At 60.5% G+C, this 23840-nt stretch carries 21 protein-coding genes; 15 read left to right on the forward strand and 6 right to left on the reverse strand.

The window, feature by feature from the left end:
* Positions 1-51: 51 nt before the first annotated feature.
* The 3 genes from AC3IUE_RS16175 to AC3IUE_RS16185 all read right to left on the reverse strand — a co-directional run bounded on the left by AC3IUE_RS16175 (position 52) and on the right by AC3IUE_RS16185 (position 3793).
* Positions 52-1722, reverse strand: coding sequence for a cation acetate symporter (locus AC3IUE_RS16175; protein ID WP_489262903.1), 1671 nt, complete (start codon positions 1720-1722; stop codon positions 52-54).
* Positions 1722-2048, reverse strand: a complete 327-nt coding sequence (locus AC3IUE_RS16180; RefSeq protein ID WP_048393398.1) for a DUF485 domain-containing protein — start codon at positions 2046-2048, stop codon at positions 1722-1724. Before AC3IUE_RS16180 ends, AC3IUE_RS16175 begins: the two co-directional genes overlap by 1 nt.
* A 122-nt stretch (positions 2049-2170) precedes the next feature.
* Complete coding sequence (locus tag AC3IUE_RS16185) at positions 2171-3793, reverse strand: acyl-CoA synthetase (RefSeq protein ID WP_489262904.1); 1623 nt, start codon at positions 3791-3793, stop codon at positions 2171-2173.
* Between the two features lie 231 nt (positions 3794-4024).
* Between AC3IUE_RS16185 and AC3IUE_RS16190 the strand changes: the two genes are divergently transcribed.
* The 5 genes from AC3IUE_RS16190 (at position 4025) to AC3IUE_RS16210 (ending at position 10027) form a co-directional block, all read left to right on the forward strand.
* Positions 4025-6301, forward strand: coding sequence for a PAS domain-containing sensor histidine kinase (locus AC3IUE_RS16190; RefSeq protein WP_489262905.1), 2277 nt, complete (start codon positions 4025-4027; stop codon positions 6299-6301).
* Positions 6302-6305: 4 nt separating this feature from the next.
* Positions 6306-6941 carry a response regulator transcription factor gene (locus AC3IUE_RS16195; protein WP_046049845.1) on the forward strand — a complete coding sequence of 212 codons (636 nt, stop codon included), beginning with the start codon at positions 6306-6308 and terminating at the stop codon, positions 6939-6941.
* A gap of 78 nt (positions 6942-7019) precedes the next feature.
* A complete protein-coding gene (locus tag AC3IUE_RS16200) occupies positions 7020-8120 on the forward strand; it encodes an AI-2E family transporter (RefSeq protein WP_489262906.1) in 1101 nt (366 codons plus the stop codon).
* 157 nt (positions 8121-8277) lie between these two features.
* A complete protein-coding gene (locus tag AC3IUE_RS16205; protein WP_056742272.1) occupies positions 8278-8742 on the forward strand; it encodes a MaoC family dehydratase in 465 nt (154 codons plus the stop codon).
* A 100-nt stretch (positions 8743-8842) separates the two neighbouring features.
* Positions 8843-10027, forward strand: coding sequence for a patatin-like phospholipase family protein (locus tag AC3IUE_RS16210; protein ID WP_489262907.1), 1185 nt, complete (start codon positions 8843-8845; stop codon positions 10025-10027).
* 229 nt (positions 10028-10256) lie between these two features.
* Here the strand turns inward: AC3IUE_RS16210 and AC3IUE_RS16215 are convergent, their stop codons facing one another.
* Together AC3IUE_RS16215 and AC3IUE_RS16220 are read right to left on the reverse strand one after the other, a co-directional pair.
* Positions 10257-10583 carry a nuclear transport factor 2 family protein gene (locus AC3IUE_RS16215; RefSeq protein WP_056742276.1) on the reverse strand — a complete coding sequence of 109 codons (327 nt, stop codon included), beginning with the start codon at positions 10581-10583 and terminating at the stop codon, positions 10257-10259.
* A 70-nt stretch (positions 10584-10653) separates the two neighbouring features.
* On the reverse strand, positions 10654-11301 hold the full coding sequence (locus tag AC3IUE_RS16220) for an MliC family protein (RefSeq protein WP_489262908.1): 648 nt from the start codon (positions 11299-11301) through the stop codon (positions 10654-10656).
* Between the two features lie 274 nt (positions 11302-11575).
* Here AC3IUE_RS16220 and AC3IUE_RS16225 point away from each other — a divergent pair, with 274 nt between their 5' ends.
* The 6 genes from AC3IUE_RS16225 (at position 11576) to otnI (ending at position 17029) form a co-directional block, all read left to right on the forward strand.
* Positions 11576-11731 (forward strand): hypothetical protein, encoded by a 156-nt coding sequence (locus AC3IUE_RS16225; protein ID WP_489262909.1) that lies wholly within the window; start codon positions 11576-11578, stop codon positions 11729-11731.
* Positions 11724-12629: an L-threonate dehydrogenase gene (gene ltnD, locus AC3IUE_RS16230; protein ID WP_046049850.1), complete on the forward strand. Its 906-nt coding sequence runs from the start codon at positions 11724-11726 to the stop codon at positions 12627-12629. The genes AC3IUE_RS16225 and ltnD overlap by 8 nt, the downstream gene beginning before the upstream one ends.
* Before the next feature lie 27 nt (positions 12630-12656).
* Positions 12657-13955, forward strand: a complete 1299-nt coding sequence (gene otnK, locus AC3IUE_RS16235; protein WP_489262910.1) for a 3-oxo-tetronate kinase — start codon at positions 12657-12659, stop codon at positions 13953-13955.
* Entirely contained in the window at positions 13952-14590 is a 639-nt protein-coding gene (gene otnC, locus AC3IUE_RS16240) for a 3-oxo-tetronate 4-phosphate decarboxylase (protein ID WP_134421873.1), read from the forward strand. Before otnK ends, otnC begins: the two co-directional genes overlap by 4 nt.
* Before the next feature lie 174 nt (positions 14591-14764).
* A complete protein-coding gene (locus tag AC3IUE_RS16245) occupies positions 14765-16225 on the forward strand; it encodes a GntT/GntP/DsdX family permease (RefSeq protein WP_489262911.1) in 1461 nt (486 codons plus the stop codon).
* Positions 16226-16246: 21 nt separating this feature from the next.
* The gene (gene otnI, locus AC3IUE_RS16250) at positions 16247-17029 is read left to right on the forward strand and encodes a 2-oxo-tetronate isomerase (RefSeq protein WP_489262912.1); all 783 of its coding nucleotides are present in this window, start codon (positions 16247-16249) and stop codon (positions 17027-17029) included.
* A 4-nt stretch (positions 17030-17033) separates the two neighbouring features.
* On the opposite strand, the gene AC3IUE_RS16255 is transcribed toward otnI, so the two are convergent.
* Positions 17034-17852 (reverse strand): DeoR/GlpR family DNA-binding transcription regulator, encoded by an 819-nt coding sequence (locus AC3IUE_RS16255; protein ID WP_056742286.1) that lies wholly within the window; start codon positions 17850-17852, stop codon positions 17034-17036.
* A gap of 214 nt (positions 17853-18066) precedes the next feature.
* On the opposite strand from AC3IUE_RS16255, the gene nspC reads away from it, so the two are divergent.
* The 4 genes from nspC (at position 18067) to AC3IUE_RS16275 (ending at position 23828) form a co-directional block, all read left to right on the forward strand.
* Positions 18067-19164, forward strand: coding sequence for a carboxynorspermidine decarboxylase (gene nspC / locus AC3IUE_RS16260; protein WP_489262913.1), 1098 nt, complete (start codon positions 18067-18069; stop codon positions 19162-19164).
* A 27-nt stretch (positions 19165-19191) separates the two neighbouring features.
* The gene (locus AC3IUE_RS16265; protein WP_056742289.1) at positions 19192-20427 is read left to right on the forward strand and encodes a saccharopine dehydrogenase family protein; all 1236 of its coding nucleotides are present in this window, start codon (positions 19192-19194) and stop codon (positions 20425-20427) included.
* A 319-nt stretch (positions 20428-20746) separates the two neighbouring features.
* Positions 20747-22468, forward strand: coding sequence for a type I secretion system permease/ATPase (locus AC3IUE_RS16270; protein WP_489262914.1), 1722 nt, complete (start codon positions 20747-20749; stop codon positions 22466-22468).
* On the forward strand, positions 22461-23828 hold the full coding sequence (locus AC3IUE_RS16275) for an HlyD family type I secretion periplasmic adaptor subunit (RefSeq protein ID WP_489262915.1): 1368 nt from the start codon (positions 22461-22463) through the stop codon (positions 23826-23828). Before AC3IUE_RS16270 ends, AC3IUE_RS16275 begins: the two co-directional genes overlap by 8 nt.
* The last annotated feature ends 12 nt before the right edge of the window (positions 23829-23840 follow it).

The raw sequence follows: 23840 nt of genomic DNA on the forward strand, positions 1-23840 counted from the left end.
AAAGGTTGTGCGATGGGCACGGCGCCGCTTGAGCAGGCCGTGCCCTTTCTATCAATGGCTGGAAGCGCTGGCGGCACCGAGGCCGGTCTGGGCGCGAACGAACTGGTCGGCGTAAGCGTCACGCTCCTTGTCGGCCCGCACGCTGCGGTCGAGTGTCGACACCACGACGATCACGAAGAACGCCAGCGGCATGGAGAACAGCGCCGGGTGGTCGTACGGGAAGATCGCGTGAGCATGGCCGAGCACGGTGACCCAGACGGCTGGCGAGAGGATCACCAGCACCAGTGCGCAGATCAGGCCGGCGAAACCACCGATGATCGCGCCTTTGGTGGTCAAGCCTTTCCAGTACATGGCCATGATCAGCACCGGGAAGTTGGTCGATGCGGCGATGCCGAAGGTCAGGCCCACCAGGAACGCGACGTTCATCTTCTCGAACAGAATGCCCAGCAGAATCGCGATGATGCCCAGGCCGACAGTGGCCATGCGGGTCACGCGCATTTCCTGTTTCTGGGTGGCTTTGCCTTTCTTGAATACTGTGGCGTAGAGGTCATGGGATATCGCCGAGGCACCGGCCAGGGCCAGCCCGGAGACCACCGCAAGAATGGTGGCGAAGGCCACGGCCGAGAGGAAACCGAAGAACAGGTTGCCACCGACCGCTTTGGCCAGGTGCATGGCGACCATGTTGCCGCCGCCAATCAACGCGCCGCCGACTTCACCATTGACGTAGTACTGCGGGTCGGTGCCGATGATCACCATCGCGGCAAAGCCCAGGGTGCAGACAACAAGGAAGAAGAAACCGATGAAACCGGTGGCGTAGAACACCGACTTGCGCGCTTCCTTGGCGTTAGGCACGGTGAAGAAGCGCATCAGAATGTGCGGCAGACCGGCAATCCCGAACACCAGGCCCAGCGACATTGAAGCGGTGTTGATCGGGTCGGCGAGCATTGAGCCGGGGCCCATGATGTTCCAGCCGCTGGCGTGGGCTTCGACAGCTTTGGTGGCCAGGGTTTCGTAGCTGAAACCGAATTGCGACATGGCCATGAACGCCAGGGTCGTGCCGCCGGCAAGTAACAACACAGCCTTGATGATCTGCACCCAGGTGGTGGCGATCATGCCGCCAAAAATCACATACACCAGCATCAGTGCGCCGACGATCACCACGGCTACCGGGTAGTCGAGACCGAACAGCAACTTGATCAACTGACCGGCACCGACCATCTGCACGATCAGGTAGCAGCACACCACCGTCAACGAACCGAACGCGGCGAAGATCCGCACTTTGTTCTGGTCCAGTCGATAGGACACGATGTCGGCAAAGGTGTAGCGCCCCAGGTTGCGCAGACGCTCGGCCATCAGGAAGGTGATGATCGGCCAGCCGACGAAGAAACCGATGGTATAGATGAAGCCATCGTAGCCCTTGGCGAACACCAGGCTGGACAGCCCCAGCAGCGTGGCGGCGGACATGTAGTCGCCGGCAATCGCCAAGCCGTTCTGGAACCCGGTGATGCCACCGCCCGCGGTATAGAAGTCAGACGTGGATTTGGTTTGCCGCGCGGCCCACCAGGTAATGGCCAGCGTGCCCAGCACGAAGACGAAGAACATGCCGATCGCATGCAGGTTGAGCGGTTGTTTTTCCACCGCACCCAGCGCGGGTGCAGCCAGCACAACGGAGGCCGGCAATAGTCCCGCAGCGGCGAGGAGCAGTTTACGGAGCAGGTTCATTACTTGCTCTCCTCGAGAATGGCGGCGCCCAGTGCATCGAAACGCGTGTTGGCGCTGTAGACGTACCAACCGGTCAGTAGCCAGGAAAAAATGATGATCGCCGCGCCAACCGGCATGCCCAGGGTCAACATCCGATGCTCGGCGATCGGCGCATGCAGCCACTGCGGGGCAAACGCCACCACCAGCATGAACGCGTAGTAAGTGCCCAGCACCGCAGCGCTGAGTGACCAGGCCAGGCGCGAACGGCTGCTCACCAATTGAAGGAATTTCGGGTTGGACCGAATGCGTTCACAGCGTTGGGTATCGGTTGAATGGATGTCGATCATGGGTGGCTCCACATTGTTTTTGTTATCAGTGTGTGGGTCAGGGCAGGGCCAAATTCAGCCTGCACGAGCCCGAAGCGGCCGGTAAAAACACCGGCCGCCTGGTGGGTACAACGTCGATTCGGTTAGAGCGCTTTGGCCCTGTCGCGCAGAACGTACTTCTGGATCTTGCCGGTTGAAGTCTTCGGCAGCAGGGTGAAAATCACGGTGCGCGGGACTTTGAAACCGGCCAGATGCTCGCGGCAGAAACTGATGATGTCGGCCTCGCGGACGTCCTGGTGATCCGCCTTCAACGTGATAAAGGCGCAGGGCGTTTCGCCCCACTTCTCATCGGGACGGGCGACGACGGCCGCTTCCATGACGGCTGGATGGCGATAGAGCACACCTTCCAGTTCAATGGTGGAAATGTTCTCGCCGCCGGAAATGATGATGTCCTTGAGTCGGTCCTTGATCTCGACGTAACCGTTCGGATGACACACCGCCAGATCGCCGGTGTGGAACCAGCCGCCTTCGAACGCTTCAGCCGTGGCGGTCGGGTTCTTCAGGTAGCCCTTCATCACGGTGTTGCCGCGCATGAAGATCTCACCGATGGTCTGACCGTCTCGCGGCGTCGGCTCCAGCGTCTTCGAGTCGCCGACCATCACGCCTTCGAGCGTCGGGTAGCGCACGCCTTGACGGGATTTGATTTGCGCCCGTTCGTCCAGCGGCAACTCATCCCATTCGGCATGCCAGGCGCAGAGCGTCACCGGGCCATAGGTTTCGGTCAGGCCATACACGTGGGTGACCTTGATGCCCATTTCTTCCACGGCACCGATTACTTTGGCCGGTGGCGCGGCACCGGCGACCATCGCGTTGACCGGGTGATCGATCGCCGCTTTAGCCGACTCCGGCATGTTGACCAAGGCATTGAGCACGATCGGCGCAGCGCACAGATGGGTGACCTGATGCTCGCGGATCAGCGTAAGGATTTTCTGTGGATCGACACGGCGCAGGAACACATGCACACCGGCCATGGCGGTGATGATCCACGGGTAGCACCAACCGTTGCAATGGAACATCGGCAGGGTCCAGAGGTACACCGGATGGTTGCCCATGGCCCAGGTCATCTGGTTGCCCAACGAGTTCAGATAAGCACCGCGATGGTGGTAAACCACGCCTTTGGGGTTGCCGGTGGTGCCTGAGGTGTAATTCAGCGAGATGGCTTGCCATTCGTTCTCCGGCCACTGCCAGGCGAAGGCCGGATCGCCTTCGGCCAACAGCGCTTCATAGTCCAGATCGCTGACCGCCTGGCCTTCGCCGTATTCCGGGTCATTGACGTCGATCACCAGTGGCGGGTGATCGAGCATGCCGATCGCCGCGTGAATCACATCATGGAATTCGCGGTCGGTAATCAGCACCTTGGCTTCGCCATGCTGCAGCATGAAGGCGATGGCTTCGGCATCCAGACGCACGTTGAGCGGGTTGAGCACCGCGCCAATCATTGGCACGCCGAAATGCACTTCAAGCATCTCGGGAATGTTGGGCAGCATCACCGCCACCGTGTCGTTCTTGCCGATGCCGCGACCGGCCAGCGCCGAAGCCAGACGGCGGCAGCGGGTGTAGGTCTGCGCCCAGGTGCGGCGAATAGAACCATGGATGACGGCGGGGTAGTTGGGGTAAACGCTGGCGGTACGCTCGATGAAGCTGAGCGGAGACAAGGCAATATGATTGACAGCCGCAGGGCCTAGCCCTTGTTCATAGATCGACATGTACGGGTACTCGGTGGCTGATTGTTAGCTCTATAGGTGACCCTTGCAGCGTCGCCGCTGAGGGCACCTTTTATGTCCGGTTTGCTTTATATAACATTCAGCTACTGATATGGAAGTACAACCTACGTCATATAGGATATGTACTATATTTGATTCTTGCTGTTCTAAATCAATACAGTCACACCGCCAAGGCCGGTATATCCTTGGCTTCCCCAACGAAGCGGACCTGTGATGACCCTGACTCCCGTTCGATTGCACAGCTGGTTGCGCCTGCAGCGCGAGGGTGTGTCTCTGGCCGCCCGGGCCGATGCATTGTGCCGTGCGCTGCAGGAGTGTCCCGAGGTGCGCCGGGCGGTTTATCTGAGTTGGCAAGCCAATGCGCGGATTTACAGCCACGAGGGCGCCGCCCAGCATTTTCCACCGGGCCTGGGCGACCCATCGCTGGCCAGTGATCAGTTGCTGTTTGATCGGCTGGTCGAGGCGGGGCGGCTGGACCTGGCGCAAGTGCGGCAACTCGATTGCTGGTTGTCCGGGCGACTGCGCCGGGCTGCTATCAGTCATGGCCAGGTGTTTGATCTGGCCTTGCAACCGGGGCAGCCGGGGTTGTTGCTGGTGGAAGTGTGCGAGGGCGTGAGTCTTGATTGGCTGGGTTGGGTGCAGGATTTGCTGACGACCTTGCTGAGCAGCGTCAATGGCATGCTGCGTGGCTCACCGCTGTTGGGGCACGATCCGCAACCAAGTCTGTTGCTCGATGCCCAGGGCCGACCGCTGGAATTCAATGCGGCGCTGCTGGCGTTGCTGGCCGAAAAACCGTTGACCGAGGTGCTGGGCTTTTTGCCGGTGAATCACCGGGTGCTGGTCCGTGCCTGCCTCGACCAGCAACGCGCCATCGAAGGGGTCGAAGCCCAGTTCGAAGCGCAGATCCTGATCTGGACGTTTATCCCCGATCCCCAGGACAACCGTGTACTCGCCCGTTGCCGCGACGCCACGGCACAAGTGCTGGCCGAGCGTGAAGCCGCCACGGCACGGCGGCTGTACAGGTTGATCATCGAGAACACCACCGACCTGATTTCCCGACACACACCGGACGGGCGCTTTCTGGATGCCTCGCCCGCGTCCTGGACATTGCTCGGCTACTGGCCGGAAGAATTGCGCGGGCAAATGGCCCAGGGTTTGTTCCATGGTCAGGACCTGGCCAGTCTGGTGCAGCGCGCACGGGATGCCCTGGAGCAGGACGGTTATCACACGATGACCTATCGCATTCGTCATCGAGACGGGCATTACTTGTGGTTTGAAACCGCGAGCCGGGCGATTCGTGAAACCTACACCGGGACCGTGGTTGAAGTGGTCAGCGTGTCCCGGGACATCACCGCCCGAGTGCAAGCCGAGGAGAACAAGCGGCGTCTGGCTGAGGTGGTCGAGGCCAACACCGATCCGGTGTTGTTCATCGACCCCGAGGGGCAAGTCACTTACCTCAATCCAGCGGCGCGGCGCATTCTCGGGATCGACGAGCAACAACCGATGCCGGCGTTGGCAGAATTGTTCACCAGCGCCGACCTGACACGTCTACAGCGTGATGGCTGGAGCAGCGCCGAACGCGATGGCGTCTGGAGCACCGATGCGCGATTGCAGCCACCGGGTGGCGGCACTTCAGTGCCGGTATCGCTGGTGTTGCTGGCGCACCGCTCGGCCGGTGGCGAGCGTTATTACTCCTTGGTGGCGCGGGACATGACCGAGCGTGAACTGCGTGAAGTGCAGCAGCGCCGCCATCAGGACGAACTGGCGCACACCGCGCGGTTGGTCACCCTGGGTGAATTGGCCTCGGGCATCGCTCACGAAATCAACCAGCCGTTGGCGGCGGTGGTCAATTATGCCAATGCCAGCCAGCGCTACTTACAGACCCTGGATTCCAATCCCCAGGCCGCCGCCCGAGTGGCGCAAGGGCTGGAACGCATTACCCATCACGCCACGCATGCCTCAGAAGTGATCAGACGTTTGCGCGCGTTTCTGCGCAAGGGACAACGCCGGATGCAGGCCCTGAATTTCACCGACGTCGCCCGAGAGGCCGTGCGTTTGTGTGCCTGGGAAGCGAGCAATTGCCAAGTGACAATCGAGGATCGCCTGCCGGATAATCTGCCGCCGATTTATGCCGACCGGGTGCTGCTGGAGCAGGTGCTGCTCAATCTGTTGCGCAATGCCATCGATGCCAACCGCGAACAACATCCGGGGCAACCTTCGCTGATCGTGATGGCCGCGGGGCAGGGCGGTGGTGCAACCGTGGAAATCAGTGTGCAAGACCAGGGACCGGGCGTCAGCGAGCCCGAACTGGAGCAGATATTTACCCCGTTCTATACCAGCAAGGCCGATGGCCTGGGACTTGGCTTGTCCATGAGCCGCAGCATCATCGAAGGTTTCGGTGGCGAATTGCAGGCCCTGCGCCAACCGATCGGACTGCTGATGTGCTGCCGCTTGCCGCTGGCCGGCCCAACAAAACAACAACAGGAATAACGTAATGGCAGGTGTGACGGAGCACGTGGTGTATGTGGTCGACGACGATCAAGGCATGCTCGACTCAACGGTCTGGTTATTGGAGTCGGTAGGGCTCAAGGCTTTGCCGTTTACCAGTGGCGTGGAATTTCTCAATGCCTGTGATGCCACGCTCGATGCCTGCGTGCTGCTCGATGTTCGCATGCCTGGCATGGGCGGTTTGAACGTGCAGGAGGAAATGCGCACACGTGAGCTGAACCTGCCGATCATCTTCGTCAGCGGGCACGCGGACGTGCCGATCGTGGTTCGCGCCTTCAAGGCGGGCGCCCATGACTTCATCGAGAAGCCCTATAACGAGCAATTGCTACTGGACAGCGTGCAGCAGGCGCTCAGCAACTGCGCGGCAAACCGCTCAGGCAATCAGGGCCATGAAGCCTTGCAGGCACGTTTGCTGACACTGACCCCACGGGAGCGCGATGTCTTGCTGCCGCTGGTCCAGGGTTACACCACCCGTGAGATCGCTGAACAACTGGGCGTGAGCGCAAAAACCGTCGACTTGTATCGTTCGCGGGTGATGAAACGCATGCAGGCCAATACCTTGCCGGACCTGGTGGGCATGGCCATCGCCGCTGAACTGGTCGATCCGCTGAAGCTGCGGTGATTTCTCACGTTTTCTAATGAACGTCTATGCTGGGCTAACCGATCTCATCCCTCTGCAGCGATCTGCAAGGAGGCAGCAATGGTGCCCACATCCAGTTCCGAGAAGGCGTTCACACGCAGTCTGCTCGATGTTTTGATCCGTGCCGGACTGATTGCCGTACTGGTGCTGTTCTGCTTTGAGATCTTCAGCCCGTTCCGCGACCTCATGCTGTGGTCGCTGATCCTGGCAATCACCCTTTACCCGCTGCAAGAGCGGCTCAAGGGGCCGCTGGGTCAGAAAGACGGCTACATTGCGACGCTGATTGTGCTGATCGCTATCGTTGTGCTGATGGTGCCGATCTATCTGTTGGTCACCTCGATTGCCGACTCGGTCGCGCATGCCATGACCACCGTCAAGGATGGTAGCTTCCATATTCCGCCACCCGCCGATTCAGTCGCTACCTGGCCGTTGGTGGGCAAGTCGGTCTCTGCTTTATGGCTGCAGGCCTCAACCGATCTTCCCGACCTGGCAGCGAAGTACCTGCCGCAGATAAAACATTTCAGCGTGAGTTTCCTGGGCAAACTGGCCGGCGTCGGCATGGGTTTCCTCACCTTTATCTTTGCATTGATCATCGCCGGCATTTTCATGGCCTATGGCGAGAGCGGCAGCCGCAGTGCGGTACAGATCGCTTCACGCATCAGCGACCCGGGCAAGGGGCCGAAAATCGCCGAACTCTGTACCGCAACGATCCGTGCGGTCGCGCTGGGGGTGGTCGGCATCGCTTTCATCCAGATGCTGCTGGTGGGCATCGGATTCGTGATCAAGGGCGTCCCCGGTGCCGGGCTGCTTGCCTTGGCGGTGCTGCTGCTCGGCATCATGCAATTACCGGCGACGCTGATTACGCTGCCTGTGATTGCCTTTGTGTTCGCCACCGAGGGGGCCAGCACGGGGACCATCATCTTCGCCATCTATGTGTTCGTTGCCGGCCTGGTGGATAACGTACTCAAGCCCTTGCTGCTGGGGCGCGGTGTCGATGTGCCGATGCCGGTGGTGCTGATCGGTGCGCTGGGCGGCATGGTCACCAGCGGCATCCTCGGTCTGTTCATCGGCCCGGTGGTGCTTGCGGTCGGCTATCAGTTGTTCTGGCAATGGGTGGAGGATCAGCCGCAAGACAGACCGAACGTCCCGCCAACGTTATGACTGCCCGGGCTTGCGCTAGCATGAAAGATGTTCAGGCCACTCGCCCTGACGAGCAGGGCTGTCGCCATGACTGCACAGAATCCTCACTGCTTCGTCGACACGACTAAAACGTGGACGTGAGTGGCGGCCTGCCTGTACGCCTAGAGAGGGTTGAATCATGACCATCCATTCCTGGGAAAAACTCTACCTCGATGACCTGAGCCTGGGTCAGCAGTTCGAAAGCGACAGCCTGCGTGTCCATCGAGCGTCGATGCTGGCCTTTGCTCAGGAGTTCGACCCGCAACCGTTTCACCTCGATCCTGAGCTCGCCGAGCTGAGCCTGTTTCGTGGCCTGGCAGCCAGTGGCTGGAATACCGCCGCCCTGACCATGAAACTGCTGGTGGAAAGCGTGCCGTTGGCAGACGGGATCATCGGCCTGGGCATCGAGTTGAGCTGGCCGACGCCGACCTACCCGGACGACCTGTTGCGTCTGCAATGCACCGTGCAGGCCATCGACCCATCCAGCTCCAAACCGGATCGGGGTGTGGTGACCCTGTTTATGGAAACACTCAATCAGGATGACAAGGTCGTGCAGCGAGCCACCGGTAAACTGCTGGTCTTCAGAAGACCGGCGCCTGATTGAGAACGTAGTCATGGGTGTGTGGAGCGTGCGTGATCGGCAAGGCGTCTTGCCGTTGCATTGAGCGCGTTCTTTGTCGATTGCAGGGGCCGGAGGCGGCGTTGTGAAAACATTCCTGCTCAGACCTAGCGCCTCAACGCTGAACATGTTGCGTCAAGCATGCCTGCAACGCCGAGATGCGGTGCCGCCAACGTTAACTGAAAAAGCGCTCATCCCTGACATTCCAGATGCCCGTTACTGGCTGGACCAGGATCTGACGCCGTTCATTCGGGATGTGAGTCAGGCCAACCTTCGAGAGGCGGAGGCGCTCGCCAGCGCAGGGATGCCCAATGACACCCTGCCGCTGGCAAGCATGTTGGCCGTTTCGGGGGGCGGCGATGCAGGCACATTCGCGGGGGGCATCATTGCGGGATGGACCCTGCATGGATCTCGACCGGTGTTCAAAGTCGTCACCGGCATTAGCGCTGGCGCCCTGGTCGCCCCGTTTGCCTACCTGGGGCCCCAGTACGACGGTGTCATTCTGGGTATCTGCAATGCAGTCGGTCCAAAAGACATTTTCCATGCGCGCAATGTGCTGACCCGTCTTGCCAGTGACGGTATCGCGCACAGCAAGCCTCTGTCGCGGCTGATTGCACAGCACATCACTGCCGAGGTTCTTGCGGCGATCGCGTCGGAATACGCCAAAGGACGTCTGCTGATGATCGGCACCACCGACCTTGATTCTGGACGCCCGGTCACCTGGAACATGGGCGCTATCGCCTCCAGCCAGGCACCGGGCGCGCTCGACCTGTTTCGCAACATCATGATCGCGTCGATGAGTATTCCCGGCGCCGTCTCACCCGTCATGATCGACGTGGAGGTTGACGGTCAACAGTTTCAGGAAATGCACGTGGACGGAGGCGTCCTGACTCAGGTGTTCCTTTACCCGCCAGGCACCGTGATGGCGCTGAACCGCGTGACCGGGGCGCGTATGCGTGATGAAAGGCATTTCTATGTCATTCGCAACGGCAAACTGGAGTTGCAGTGGTCCGGAACCAAGCGCCGCACCTTGAGCATCGGCGGTCGCGCCATCAGCGCATTGATCCAGACTCAGGGGATCAGCGATCTGGATCGCATTTACCGAATTGCGCAGCAGGATGGGGCGGATTTCAATCTGGCGTACATCGGCTCGGATTTTGATACTTCTCGCGCTCATAAATTCGATGGCGAGTACATGAAGCGCTTGTTCGATTACGCCTTTCAACTCAGCGCGAAAGGCTATCCGTGGCATAAATCGCCGAATACGTGAGAGAGGTCGGCGCTCTGCCTAATGCCAGTCAGTTAAGCAATTTCAGTTGCAGCGCATACTTTGTAGCAGCTGGCGAAGCCTGCGTTCGGCTGCGAAGCAGTCGTGAAATCAGGCAGTGCGGTTCTTCAGGACTACCTCGCGGGCAGGTTTCACGACTGCTTCGCAGCCGAACGCAGCCTCGCAGGCTCGGCAGCTGCTACAGATCGCGTTACGGCTTAACTGACTGGCATCAGGAAATATCCAGAGACGCGATCTTGCCTTCGGCGAGTTCGAAGGTGTAGGTGAGCTCGACAGGGCTGCCAGGAAAGTTTCCGCTTAGCCGGGCGAGCAGGGTAACGGTTTGCCCTTCCTGTGAGCTGCTCAAGGGTTCGACGCTGTATTGGTACTTGGCCTGGGAAGCTTGCTTCCAGGTTTTGATGGCCTCCAGTCCTTTGTACGTCCGGCTTTCGTCGCGAACCACGGCATCTGTGGCGAAGCAGCGGTCCAGCATCTCGGCGTCGTGACTCTTCTCCGCTGCAAGGTAGCTGGCGATGGGTTCAGGCAATTCGATGTTCATATTGAGTTACCTCCAGGGTGTGAGATTGCTCCACCGACATACTCGCTCTTCCGGACTTGCCCCAGAGCAATCAGCTGACCGGCTCGGCCGTACAACTCATCGCCGCTGAACCTGGCTTCTGGAAAATCACCCCGTTGCCGTCTTGCCAGAAGCGGTAGTTCCCCTGGGAATCCTTGCCAGTGTATTGGGTTCCCGAATCACTCGGCACCTGGCTCAGGGTGATCGAGGTGTTCGCCCATTTCAGGTACACGACACCTGGCTGCGTGTTAAAGAAGGTGGCGGCGATCAGCGCGTTAAACCCTGTACAACGAAAAGCCAGGGGGCCTTCGGTGAGCCTGTCTGGATCCTTGGTTCTCACAATGGCCGAGCCTTGGCGTAGCTGGTGAGCGCGCTCGGCATAGCTTCGGATGGTGCACGCCTTGGGCTCAGACGTGGACGCACACTGATTACGGGAGTCGATCCAGAACTGCTGGTCGATCAAGACTTTGTCTGGCCCCGGTACTGAACGTTCATCCGTGAGCGCCAGGCGATAAAGACGCGTCAATTCGATATCCATCTGCGCCAGTTGCGGATCGCGACAGATAAGCTTTTCGACGGATGCCCTTGCCGTGGCGCAGTCGAAGCTGGTCTTGAACGACGCAGCATTCGCGCAGGTGCTCGTCGCCGCGCAAACGCTGGCAGCGAGCAGACAGGTGAAAAGGGTCGTGACCGTTTTCATGTTGGCTTCACCCAGATGATTACGTGATCCCCGGATTGCCATGGAACCTATCGATCTGTTGAACATTGATTCGTTCGCATTGGGTGTATCGCAGTGTAAGTCAGTGCTCAAAACTTGCCACTCCCGGCGTTAGCCGGGTTGTAGGAGGGTGCGGCGGAAGCGATGTTAAAAAATGTTAGATTGAAAAAATACTTCACATAATCTGATCATTGGTAGATGATCTTCACCAGCCGGTATGACAACCTGATAACACGACAAAAACAGGATGGCCTTGATGTTCGATGAGATCCCGACTCATGTGCTGAATGACAGCGCCCCTCCGCTCGGCGCTGATCCTGTCTACCGCAGCCCTCTCTACAACGCGGCCAATGTCTGCGCCTTGCAGGCGCGCAAGCAGTCGCTGCTTTCCACTGGAGTACCCCATGAATAACAAGAATGTCGGTGTTGTCGGTCTGGGCGCGATGGGCCTGGGCATTGCTCGCTCGTTGTTGCGCAGCGGTTTCAATGTGCATGCCTGTGATGTGCGGGCTGCGGTGACTGAACAGTTTGCCGGGGAGGGCGGTGTGGCTTGCTCTTCGCCGTCGCACATGGCCGCTGAGTGCGACGTGATAGTGACCGTGGTGGTCAACGCCGAGCAGACCGAAACCGTACTGTTTGGTGAGGGTGGTGCCGTGGCCGCACTGCGGCCGGGCAGTCTGGTGATTGGCTGCGCCACCGTAGCCCCGACTTACGCGGTGGATCTGGGCCAGCGCCTGGCTGCGCTGGGCCTGCTGTATCTGGATGCACCGATTTCCGGTGGCGCCGCCAAGGCTGCCGCTGGCGAGATGACCATGATGACGTCGGGGCCGGCCGACGCCTATAGCAAGGCTGAGTCAATCCTGGCGGGCATGGCCGGCAAGGTGTATCGCCTGGGTGACGTCCATGGCCTGGGGTCGAAGGTCAAAATCATCAACCAGCTGCTCGCCGGGGTGCATATTGCCGCCTCTGCCGAAGCCATGGCGCTGGGCCTGCGTGAAGGGGTCGATGCCGATGCACTCTATGAGGTGATCACCCATAGCGCCGGTAATTCCTGGATGTTCGAAAACCGCGTACCGCACATTCTCAAGGCTGACTACACACCGTTGTCCGCGGTGGATATTTTCGTCAAGGACCTGGGCCTGGTGCTGGATACCGCCCGGGCCAGCAAATTCCCGCTGCCGCTGTCGGCCACCGCTCACCAGATGTTCATGCAGGCGTCCAGTGCCGGCTTCGGTCGTGAAGACGATTCGGCGGTGATCAAGATTTTCCCGGGCATCGAATTGCCGACTGCCAAGCCCCAGTCCGTTTGAAGCCCGAGCCCGTTTGAGGAACACCCCATGACTATCTCCACCGCACGCCCGCTGCTGGGCTGCATCGCCGATGATTTCACCGGTGCCACGGACCTTGCCAACATGCTGGTACGCGGCGGAATGCGTACCGTGCAAAGCATCGGAATCCCGAGCGCAGACGTAGCTGCCGGGCTTGATGCCGATGCGATCGTCATTGCCCTGAAGTCGCGCACCATTTCTGTCGCCGACGCGGTCGAACAGTCCCTCGCCGCACTGGCCTGGCTGCGCGAACAAGGCTGCGAGCAGATCTTTTTCAAATACTGCTCGACGTTCGACTCCACCGCGGCCGGCAATATCGGTCAGGTCAGCGAAGCGCTGCTGGCCGCGCTGGACAGCGACTTCACCCTGGCTTGTCCGGCGTTCCCGGAGAATGGCCGGACGATCTTTCGCGGCCACTTGTTTGTGCAGGATCAACTGCTCAGCGAGTCGGGCATGCAGCATCACCCGCTGACGCCGATGACCGATGCCAACCTGGTTCGGGTCCTGCAATCGCAGACCGGTCTGAATGTCGGTCTGTTGCGCTACGACACCATTGCCCGCGGCACTGAGCAGGTGCGTGCGCGAATCGCAGAGCTGAGGGCTCAAGGTGTCGGCATGGCCATCGCTGATGCCCTGTCGGATAGCGATTTGTACACCCTCGGTACCGCCTGTGCCGATCTGCCGTTGTTGACGGGTGGTTCGGGGCTGGCCCTGGGTTTGCCGGAAAATTTCCGTCGCGCCGGCAAGCTGCGCGACCTCGATGCCTCGAAGCTCCCGGCGGTGTTCGGCGGGGAAGTGGTGTTGGCCGGCAGTGCGTCGATCGCCACCAATGGACAAGTGGCAGCCTGGCTCGAAGCCGGGCGGCCGGCCTTGCGGATTGATCCGTTGGCCCTGGCTGCGGGTGAACCGGTGGTGGCGCAAGCCTTGACCTTCGCCCGTGATAACGATCAAACCGTTTTGATCTACGCCACCAGCTCACCGGATGAGGTCAAGTCGGTGCAACAGCAACTGGGTGTCGAGCAGGCTGGAAGCCTGGTGGAAAACGCCTTTGGCGAAATTGCTGAAGGTCTGCGCCAGAGCGGCGTGCGCCGTTTCGTGATCGCCGGCGGAGAAACCTCGGGCGCTGTGGTTCAGGCGTTGGGCGTACAGCTGCTGCAGATCGGCGCGCAGATCGATCCGGGTGTGCCGGCGACCGTCAGCAGTACTGACGAACCTTTGGCGTTGGCGCTCAAATCGGGCAACTTCGGTGGCCGCGACTTCTTTAGCAAAGCCTTGAACCAACTCGCCCAGGCCGGAGATGCGCGATGAGTAACGAAAACGCCCTGCGCGAAGAAATCTGCGAGGTCGGCCGCAGCTTGTACCAGCGCGGTTACACCGTCGGCAGCGCCGGCAATATCAGCGCGCGCCTGGACGACGGCTGGTTGATCACACCGACCGATGTCTGCCTCGGGCGCCTCGATCCGGCGACCATCGCCAAGGTCAACCTGGCCGGCGAATGGGTGTCCGGTGACAGGCCTTCAAAGACCCTGGCGCTGCATCGCCAAGTCTACGACCGCAACCCGAATGTCGGCGGCGTGGTGCATACCCACTCCACCCATCTGGTGGCGTTGACGTTGGCCGGTGTCTGGCAGGCGGACGACATCCTGCCGCCGCTGACGCCGTATCAGGTGATGAAAGTCGGGCATATCCCGCTGATTGGCTACCAGCGGCCCGGTTCGCCGAAGGTTGCCGAGCAAGTCGCGCAGCTGGCCAATAGTGTTCGCGGCGTGATGCTCGAACGGCTTGGCCCGGTCGTCTGGGAGAGTTCGGTCTCCAGGGCCAGTTACGCTCTGGAGGAACTCGAGGAAACCGCGCGGCTCTGGCTGATGAGCCATCCCAAACCGGAACCTCTCGACCAGGCGGCTTTGGACGAGTTGCGAGAGACCTTCGGCGCGACCTGGTAAAGCGCTGGCTTAACACCACAAATCGATACAGCAGGCCCTGTACATGAGGCGCGCAGCGACTCTCGATGGACCCGGCTTGCCTGAAAAAACAATAACAACAGGAAATCCAAGCATGACTCACTTCAGATTCAGTGGCAGAACCGTTTCGTTTACCCGGCGTGGAGGGGTTCTGAAATGAGCCCTTTAGTCCTGATGATTACCGCAGGGGTGGGCATCGCGCTGTTGTTGTTCCTGGTGCTCAAGTACAAGTTCCAGCCCTTCGTAGCGTTGATGCTGGTGAGCATTCTGGTGGCGCTGGTGGCCGGGGTGAAACCGGCCGATCTGGTGGCGACCATCGAAGGCGGCATGGGCAAGACCCTGGGTCATATCGCGATCATTATTGCCCTGGGCGCGATGATCGGGCGGATCATCGAGCTCTCCGGCGGTGCCGAGGCGCTGGCCAAGACCCTGATCACTCGTTTCGGCAACCGACGCACACCGCTGGCACTGACGATTGCCGGGTTCATGGTCGGGGTGCCGGTGTTCTTCGAGGTCGGCGTGATCATCCTGATGCCATTGGCCTATGGCATTGCGCGCAGTGCGCGTAAGCCGCTGTTGGTGTTTGCGCTGCCGATGTGCGCTGCGTTGTTGACCGTACACGCCTTTCTGCCGCCACACCCGGGTGCGGTGGCCGCTGCCAGCCAGTTGGGCGCCGACCTGGGTCGCGTGCTGATGTTCGGCCTGCCGCTGACTGCGTTCCTTTGCTATGTCGGCTACCGCGTGGCCGGGCGCATGACCCGTCGGGTGTACCCGATGACCGACGATATTCGTGCCGAAGTCTATGGCCCGCATGTCACCAACGAGGATCTGGCCGCCTGGTCCAATGGCAACGGCAAGAGCGCTGAGCGAGCGGCTGTGGCCGTGTCGCACATGGGCCTGGAAGAGTCCACCAGCAGCATCGTTTCCAAGTTGCCGCCGGCACCCCCTCCGGGGTTTGGTCTGATCGTCAGCCTGATTGTGTTGCCGATTATTCTGATCCTGCTGGGAACGCTGTCCACCTCGTTGCTGCCTGCCGAATCGACCCTGCGCGGCATCATGACCGTGCTCGGCGCGCCGCTGGTGGCGCTGCTGCTCGACACTTTGTTGTGTGCCTGGTTGCTGGGTTCGCGTCGGGGCTGGAGCCGGACTCAGGTGTCCGACGTGATCGGTTCGGCCTTGCCCGGCGTGGCCATGGTGATCCTGATTGCCGGTGCCGGCGGGGTGTTTGGCAAGGTGCTGGTGGATACCGGAATCGGCGCCGTGGTCTCCGATATGCTGCGCACCACCGGTCTGCCGGTGCTGGCGCTGGGCTTTCTGCTGACCCTGCTGTTGCGCGCGGTGCAGGGCTCGACGACGGTGGCGCTGGTGACCACTGCCGGCATCATCAGCCCGCTGATTGCGACCCTCAATCTCACCCCGAACCACATGGCGCTGCTGTGCCTGGCCATGGGCGGTGGCGGGTTGGCCATGTCCCATATCAATGACGCCGGTTACTGGATCTTCACCAAGCTGTCCGGACTGAGCGTGGCCGACGGCTTGCGCACCTGGACGGTATTGACCACCTTGCTCGGCACTTTGGGTTTCTGTATTACCCTGCTGATCTGGCCGTTTGTCTAACTCTTAATCTCAGGAGCTACCATGCCTCGTTTTGCTGCCAACCTCAGCATGCTCTACCCGGAACATGCGTTTCTGGATCGCTTCGCCGCCGCGGCCGCCGATGGTTTCGAGGCGGTGGAGTATCTGTTCCCCTACGACTACAGCGCTGAAGAACTCAAGCAACGCTTGAGCGACAACGGCCTGGTGCAGGCACTGTTCAACGCGCCGCCCGGTGATTGGGCGGCGGGGGAGCGGGGCACGGTGTCGTTGCCGGGCCGTGAGAGTGAATTTCGTAGCGGTTTCGATCGCGCGCTGGAATACGCCTCGGTGCTGGGTAACTCACGCATCCATGTGATGGCCGGCCTGCTGCCGTCCGAAAGTGATCGGGCACGGCATCACGCCATTTATCTGGAAAACCTGGCCTATGCCACCGCCCAGGCGGCCAAGGTCGGTATCACGGTGCTGCTGGAACCGATCAATACACGAGACATGCCGGGCTTTTTCCTCAACCGGCAGGACCAGGCCCAGGCCATCTGCAAGGAAGTGGGCGCCAGTAACCTGAAGGTTCAGTTCGACTGTTATCACTGCCAAATCGTCGAGGGCGACCTGGCCACCAAACTGCGTCGGGATTTCGATGGAATCGGCCATATCCAGATCGCCGGCGTGCCGGATCGACATGAGCCGGACCTGGGAGAAGTTAACTATCCCTATCTGTTCGAGTTGATCGACCAGTTGGGTTATGACGGCTGGGTAGGGTGCGAATACCGGCCGCGTGGTAACACATCGGCCGGCTTGCAGTGGCTGCGTGACTGGAAGGCGCGCTAACGCTCTACGCGTTGCTATCAGACGGCAACAACAGTTCGACTCCCTGTTTGCGAATGCCATCGGCCGCGGCCGGGGTCAATGCATCGTCGCTGAGGATAATGTCGAACTGCTCCAGCCCGGCAATCTTGTACATGCTGAATGTGCCGTATTTCGAGCTGCTGGCCACCAGCACCACTTGCGAGGCCGATTGCATCGCGGCTTGTTTCACCTCCACCTTCAGCGCCGAAGGCGTGGTGAGGCCGCGACGCAAATCCCATGAGCTGGTCGATATGAACGCGATGTCGGTGACGACCTGGCGCAAGGTGGCCACCGCCAGGCCGCCCACGCACGATTGATTGGAGTGGTCCAGCTGCCCGCCGGTATGAATCACCGTGACATGGGGGGCGTCGATCAACGCCTGGACAATGCCGAAGTCGTTAGTCACCACGGTCATGCCGGACAGCGCCTTGATGTAGGGGACGATTTCCAGTGTGCTGGTTCCCGCATCCAGGTAAATCGTCATATCCGCATGCAGTAGCCGGGCGGCGAGCTTGGCCATGGACTGCTTCTGTGGCAACTCGACCACCGCCTTGAACTGATGGCTGGGCTCACTGTGGAGCTGGCTGGCGATCCGCACCCCACCCGTTACCGAATAAGCACGACCTTCCTGCTCCAGCAGCGCGATATCGCGACGTATGGTCATGTGCGAACAGTCGAACATTTCCATCAACTGATGCACGCTCAGCACCTGATGCTTGCGCAATTGTCGCAGCATCAATTCACGGCGCTGTTCAGGAATCATCGGTGCGCCGCTTTCGGCGGCGATGTCCTTTTGATTAGGCATTCGGGCTCCAGATTAAGGAAAGCTGACGGTAAAGCTAACGGTCAAACATAGTAGCGAATCTGTGGCGGGATCAGTAGCGCGGCGATGTGACGGGGCCTGGGACTAAAATTGAGTCACGTTTCGCGTGGAGAGCGCTTCCTGCTCTTTCGATATGCAGCGAGTGAAGGCACAATGCGCATCCTTTTTTGGCTGGCCTTGCCGGAGGCGCCTCGAAATGATCAAAACGCCGTACTACCTCATCGATAAACAAAAGCTGCTGGCGAACATGCAGAAGATCGCCTATGTGCGCGAACAATCCGGGGCCAAGGCGCTCCTGGCACTCAAGTGCTTCGCCACCTGGTCGGTGTTCGACCTGATGCAGCAATACATGGACGGCACCACGTCGTCGTCGCTCTACGAGCTCAAGCTCGGTCGACAGAAGTTCGCTGGCGAGACCCATGCCTACAGCGTGGCCTGGGCCGACGACGAGATCGAGGAGATGCTCGAAAACTGCGACAAGATCATCTTCAACTCCATCGGCCAGTTGCAACGCTACACTGAAGCTTCAGCAGGCAAGGTGCGCGGTCTGCGGGTCAATCCGCAGGTGAGCAGCTCGGATTACCTGCTAGCCGATCCGGCGCGTCCGTTCAGCCGTCTGGGCGAATGGGACCCGGTGAAGATCGAGCAGGTCATCGATCAGATCTCTGGCTTCATGTTCCACAACAACTGCGAGAACGGTGATTTCGGCCTGTTCGACCAGATGCTGTGCACCATCGAAGAACGCTTCGGCGACTTGTTGCACAAGGTCGAGTGGGTCAGCCTCGGTGGCGGTATCCACTTCACTGGCGAAGGCTATGCGATCGACGAGTTCTGCGCGCGCCTCAAGGCCTTCTCGCAGAAATACGGCGTGCAGGTCTACCTGGAACCAGGCGAAGCGGCCATCACGCAGAGCGCGTCGCTGGAAGTCACCGTGCTCGACACCCTCTACAACGGCAAGCACCTGGCGGTTGTGGACAGCTCCATCGAAGCGCATATGCTCGATCTGTTGATCTATCGCCTGAATGCCAAGCTGGCGCCTAGCGATGGCGAGCACACGTACATGGTGTGCGGCAAATCCTGCCTGGCCGGAGACATTTTCGGTGAGTATCAATTTGATCGTCCGCTGGCGATCGGGGATCGGCTGTCGTTCATCGACGCAGCGGGTTACACCATGGTCAAGAAGAACTGGTTCAACGGCCTGAAAATGCCGTCCATCGTAGTGAAACAACTCGACGGTACAGTCGAGGTGGTTCGTGAGTTTGGTTACAACGACTACATGTCCAGCCTTTCGTAAGCTGGCAGAGAAGGAGAGAGAGAAAAATTGAAGAAGAACGTGCTTATCATTGGTGCAGGAGGTGTCGCCAAGGTGGTGGCCCACAAGTGCGCGCAGCACAACGATGAACTCGGTCGTATTGCTATCGCGTCGCGCAACATCTCCAAGTGCCAGGCCATCATCGACAGCGTCAAGGCCAAGGGCAGCCTCAAAGTGCCCGCCGAAATCCAGGCCTTCTCGCTGAACGCCATGGATGTCGAAGCGACCAAGGCGCTGATCCGCGAAACCGGATCGCAGATCGTCATCAACGTCGGTTCCGCCTTCCTCAACATGTCGGTGCTGCGCGCCTGCATCGATACCGGCGTGGCCTATCTGGACACCGCCATTCACGAAGAGCCGGGCAAAATCTGCGAGACGCCGCCCTGGTATGGCAACTACGAGTGGAATCACCTCGAAGAGTGCAAAGAGAAGAACATTACCGCCATTCTCGGCGTGGGCTTCGACCCGGGTGTGGTCAACGCCTATGCAGCACTGGCGCAACAACAGTATTTCGACCGCATTGATTCGATCGACATTCTCGACGTCAACGCCGGTTCCCATGGCAAGTATTTCGCCACCAATTTCGACCCGGAAATCAACTTCCGCGAATTCACCGGACAAGTGTGGAGCTGGCAGAACAGTCAGTGGACCAGCAACACGATGTTCGAAGTCAAACGCACCGATGACCTGCCGGTCGTAGGCGCGCAGAACCTGTACCTGACCGGCCACGATGAAGTGCACTCGCTGTCGAAGAACCTCGACGTGCCCAACGTGCGTTTCTGGATGAGCTTCGGCGAGCACTACATCAATGTGTTCACCGTGCTCAGGAACCTCGGCCTGCTCTCCGAGCAACCGGTCAAGACCGCCGAGGGCCTGGAAGTCGTGCCGCTGAAAGTGGTCAAGGCCGTGCTGCCTGATCCGAGCTCGCTGGCGCCCGGCTACACCGGCAAGACCTGCATCGGCGATCTGGTCAAGGGCACCAAGGATGGACAGCCGCGCGAGGTGTTCATCTACAACGTGGCTGATCATGAAGACGCTTACGCGGAAACTGACAGCCAGGGCATTTCCTATACCGCAGGCGTGCCGCCCGTGGCAGCAGCCCTGCTGGTCGCCCGCGGCGAGTGGGACGTGCAGCGCATGGCCAACGTCGAGGAGTTGCCGGCTGAGCCGTTCCTCAAGGCACTGGATGTGATGGGCCTGCCGACCCGCATCAAGGACGAGAATGGAGATCGTCCGTGGAGCTGAAACGCTTGAGACTCGCAACAGACAGTTGAACCGAGTTTCCCGCTCCATACGCAAAAACGCCGCTCTTTGAGCGGCGTTTTTGTTTGTGCGTAATGGGGAATGCAACATTCCCGCCCGTCACCCACATGCAAACCCAGCCCGTCGAACCGGCACTAACCCGTGGATGCGTGGTCAGTAATTGGCGCCTGAAGCGACGAGGATCGTCTCTGATTAGCGGCGTATCCGGCTACGTTTAGTGTTTTCTCCAATGCCTTGGGGCAAAAAAAACTCGCGATGGATTGCGTCCTGGACCGACTTTTCCTTTTGCGGGCGACACTCTATGGGTTTGCTTCTCGATCCGCGTCATGACATTGATGCCGCTTTATTAAGCTATCGCCGAGTGTTCTGGTCGCTGGCGCTGTTCAGTGGGGTGATCAACCTGCTGGTGCTGGTGCCGTCGCTCTACATGATGCAGGTGTACGACCGGGTCCTCAGCAGCCGCAACGAAACCACCTTGTTCATGCTCACCTTGATCGCCCTGGGACTGTTCATGTTCAGCGCCTTGATCGAGTGGGCACGCGGCGAGGTGATGATTCGCATGAGCGCGGGGCTGGACGACGCATTGGGCGAGCGGATTTTCGACGCTGCCTTCGCCCGCAGCCTGCGCGAGCACAACGCCAACCCGGCGCAGGTGCTCACCGATCTGGCGACGCTGCGGCAGTTGATCACCGGCCAGGGCCTGATTGCCTTGCTCGATGCGCCGTGGTTGCCAATCTTCCTGCTGGTGGCGTTCATCTTTCATCCCTGGTTCGGCGTGCTGACTCTGGTTCTGGCCCTGGTGCTGATCGGCCTGGCGCTGTGGGGCGAGTTGGCGACTCGAGCGCGTCTGGGCGAAGCCAATCGCCTGGGCGTGCAGTCGTCGATCTATGTAAACAGCACGTTACACAATGCCGAAGTCATCCAGGCCCTCGGCATGCTCGGGCCGTTGCGCCAGCGTTGGAGCCTGCTGCAGCAACGCATCATTGCCGCCCAGGCCCATGCCAGCGACCGTGGCGCGCGTATCACTTCGATGACCCGTTTCGTGCGCATCTCCGGACAGTCTCTGGCCTTGGGCCTGGGGGCGTTGCTGGTGCTTGAAGGCCAATTGTCGGCAGGCATGATGATTGCGATGTCGCTGCTGCTGGGGCGTGCCCTGGCTCCCGTGGAAATCGCCATTGGCTCGTGGAAGCAATTCAACTCCGGCCGCCAGAGCTACCAGCGCCTGAGCCAACTGCTTGCCCAGCATCCGCGCGAGCGCCTGCGCATGCCTTTGCCACCGCCCACCGGCGCGGTGCGCCTGGAGCAGTTGTATGTCGGCCCGCCCGGCGCCTCGCAACCGATCCTGCGGGGCATCAATTTCAGCCTGGCCAAAGGGGATGTGCTCGCCGTCGTCGGCCCCAGCGCCAGTGGTAAATCAACGCTGGCCAGGGCGCTGGTCGGCGTATGGCCGGCCATGGGTGGCTCGGTGCGCCTTGACGACGCCGAGATCAGTCAATGGTCCCACGACGCCCTCGGCCCGCACCTTGGATACCTGCCGCAGGACATCGAGCTGTTCGACGGCAGTGTGGCCGACAACATTGCCCGCTTCGGCGAGCAGGACGCCGACCAGATCATCGCCGCCGGGCGTCACGCCGGCATTCACGAGATAATCCTGAGGTTCCCCAAGGGTTACGACACGCCGCTGGGTCCCGGCGGGCTTGGCTTGTCCGGTGGACAAAAGCAACGCCTCGGCCTGGCTCGCGCGCTCTACGGACGCCCGTCACTGATTGTGCTCGATGAGCCCAACTCCAACCTCGATGAAGCCGGAGAGTTGGCACTGGTGCAGGCCATCAGTGCGCTCAAGGCTGCTGGCAGCACCGTGGTGCTGATTACCCATCGGCCTAATGTGCTGGCGGTGGTCGATTACATCCTGGTACTCAAGGACGGCACTCAACAAGCATTTGGTCCACGGGATCAGGTAATCAAGGCATTGATGCCGGGGCCAAGACCGGCCGCGGTCAGGGAGACTGGCGAAGATGCGTGATCTGACCCCTGGGGCACAAACGTACAGCGAGCAGGGGCCGAGCGTGCGCGGCGCCACAACGCTGCCCGCCAGTACCGATGCCGGGGGGGCTGCACGCTATGGTGTCGGTTTCCTGGTCCTGACGCTGGGCGGTTTCCTGCTCTGGGCCTGCCTGGCGCCGCTCGACCAGGGTGTCGTGGGCAGCGGCACCGTGGTGGTGGCGGGCGAACGCAAGGCTGTGCAGTCGTTGGTCGGCGGGGTGGTGGAAAAGCTGTTGGTCAGCGATGGCGACCGCGTCACCCAGGGGCAGTTGCTGGTGCAGCTCAATACGGTGCAGGCGCAGTCGCAACGGGACGTGACCCTGGGCAAGTTGCTCAACGATCGCAGCGTCGAGGCGCGGTTGATTGCCGAGCGCCTGGGCTCAGCCGAGATCCAATGGCCCGCTGATCTGCTGGAACGCACCGACGAGCCGCGGGTCAAGGCTTCCATGGCCTTGCAGAGCCAGTTGTTTATGACCCGCCGCGCAGAACTGGGCAGCCGCTTGCAGATCATCGAACACGAAGCCGCGGCATTGCAGCAGCAATTGCTCGGCTACGAAGGCGTCAAGCGCAACTACGACACGCAGATGCGCTTCCAGCAACAAGAGCTGGAAGGCCTGCGTGAATTGGCCCGTGAAGGCTACATTCCGCGCAACAAACTCTTCGAGGCCGAACGCAACGCAGCCCAGTTGGCCGGGCAGATTTCCTCCGGGGTGGGCGATGTTGGCAGGACCCGACAGGCGATCAATGAAAGCCGGCTCAAGGCCTTGCAGGCGCAGCAGGAATTTCGCCGCGATGCCGAAACCCAGCTCAGCGAGGTCTCTGCCGAGGCGGCAGGTTATGCCGATCAGATTCGTGCCTTGCAGTTTGAAGTCGACAACGGTGCGATCCGTGCGCCGGTGTCCGGGCAGGTCATGGACGTGAACATTCATACGGTCGGGGGCGTTGCGCAGGCCGGCCAAACCCTGATGCAGGTGGTGCCGCTGGATGCGCCGATGGCGATCACCGCGCGTTTCGAGCCGTTGATGGCCAATAAGTTGCGCCCGGGTCTGCCGGTGCATGTGCATTTCACCGCGCTGCAACGGGTGGATACGCCGACGATTACCGGCACGGTGACTACGGTGTCGGCGGACCAGTTGATCAATGAACAGACGCACCAGCCGTACTTTTCCGCCAAGGTCGAAATTCCCGCCGACACCGTCGCCTCGCTGCAGGCCGCCGGCCTGCTGGTGCGCCCCGGCATGCTCGCCGATGTCACGGTGGTGACGGGGGAACGCACCTTGATGAATTACCTGATGAAACCTTTGCGTGAACGCTTGCTTGCGGCCTTCAAAGAGGAATGACATGTGGGAGTG

It is taken from the genome of Pseudomonas sp. GL_093 (assembly GCF_057837605.1).

Excerpts from the sequence above, each read along its gene's own strand:
- AC3IUE_RS16175 (WP_489262903.1), bottom strand. The coding sequence starts at position 1,722 with ATGAACCTGCTCCGTAAACTGCTCCTCGCCGCTGCGGGACTATTGCCG.
- AC3IUE_RS16180 (WP_048393398.1), bottom strand. The coding sequence starts at position 2,048 with ATGATCGACATCCATTCAACCGATACCCAACGCTGTGAACGCATTCGG.
- AC3IUE_RS16185 (WP_489262904.1), bottom strand. The coding sequence starts at position 3,793 with ATGTCGATCTATGAACAAGGGCTAGGCCCTGCGGCTGTCAATCATATT.
- AC3IUE_RS16190 (WP_489262905.1), top strand. The coding sequence starts at position 4,025 with ATGACCCTGACTCCCGTTCGATTGCACAGCTGGTTGCGCCTGCAGCGC.
- AC3IUE_RS16195 (WP_046049845.1), top strand. The coding sequence starts at position 6,306 with ATGGCAGGTGTGACGGAGCACGTGGTGTATGTGGTCGACGACGATCAA.
- AC3IUE_RS16200 (WP_489262906.1), top strand. The coding sequence starts at position 7,020 with ATGGTGCCCACATCCAGTTCCGAGAAGGCGTTCACACGCAGTCTGCTC.
- AC3IUE_RS16205 (WP_056742272.1), top strand. The coding sequence starts at position 8,278 with ATGACCATCCATTCCTGGGAAAAACTCTACCTCGATGACCTGAGCCTG.
- AC3IUE_RS16215 (WP_056742276.1), bottom strand. The coding sequence starts at position 10,583 with ATGAACATCGAATTGCCTGAACCCATCGCCAGCTACCTTGCAGCGGAG.
- AC3IUE_RS16220 (WP_489262908.1), bottom strand. The coding sequence starts at position 11,301 with ATGAAAACGGTCACGACCCTTTTCACCTGTCTGCTCGCTGCCAGCGTT.
- AC3IUE_RS16225 (WP_489262909.1), top strand. The coding sequence starts at position 11,576 with ATGTTCGATGAGATCCCGACTCATGTGCTGAATGACAGCGCCCCTCCG.
- ltnD (WP_046049850.1), top strand. The coding sequence starts at position 11,724 with ATGAATAACAAGAATGTCGGTGTTGTCGGTCTGGGCGCGATGGGCCTG.
- otnK (WP_489262910.1), top strand. The coding sequence starts at position 12,657 with ATGACTATCTCCACCGCACGCCCGCTGCTGGGCTGCATCGCCGATGAT.
- otnC (WP_134421873.1), top strand. The coding sequence starts at position 13,952 with ATGAGTAACGAAAACGCCCTGCGCGAAGAAATCTGCGAGGTCGGCCGC.
- AC3IUE_RS16245 (WP_489262911.1), top strand. The coding sequence starts at position 14,765 with ATGAGCCCTTTAGTCCTGATGATTACCGCAGGGGTGGGCATCGCGCTG.
- otnI (WP_489262912.1), top strand. The coding sequence starts at position 16,247 with ATGCCTCGTTTTGCTGCCAACCTCAGCATGCTCTACCCGGAACATGCG.
- AC3IUE_RS16255 (WP_056742286.1), bottom strand. The coding sequence starts at position 17,852 with ATGCCTAATCAAAAGGACATCGCCGCCGAAAGCGGCGCACCGATGATT.
- nspC (WP_489262913.1), top strand. The coding sequence starts at position 18,067 with ATGATCAAAACGCCGTACTACCTCATCGATAAACAAAAGCTGCTGGCG.
- AC3IUE_RS16270 (WP_489262914.1), top strand. The coding sequence starts at position 20,747 with ATGGGTTTGCTTCTCGATCCGCGTCATGACATTGATGCCGCTTTATTA.
- AC3IUE_RS16275 (WP_489262915.1), top strand. The coding sequence starts at position 22,461 with ATGCGTGATCTGACCCCTGGGGCACAAACGTACAGCGAGCAGGGGCCG.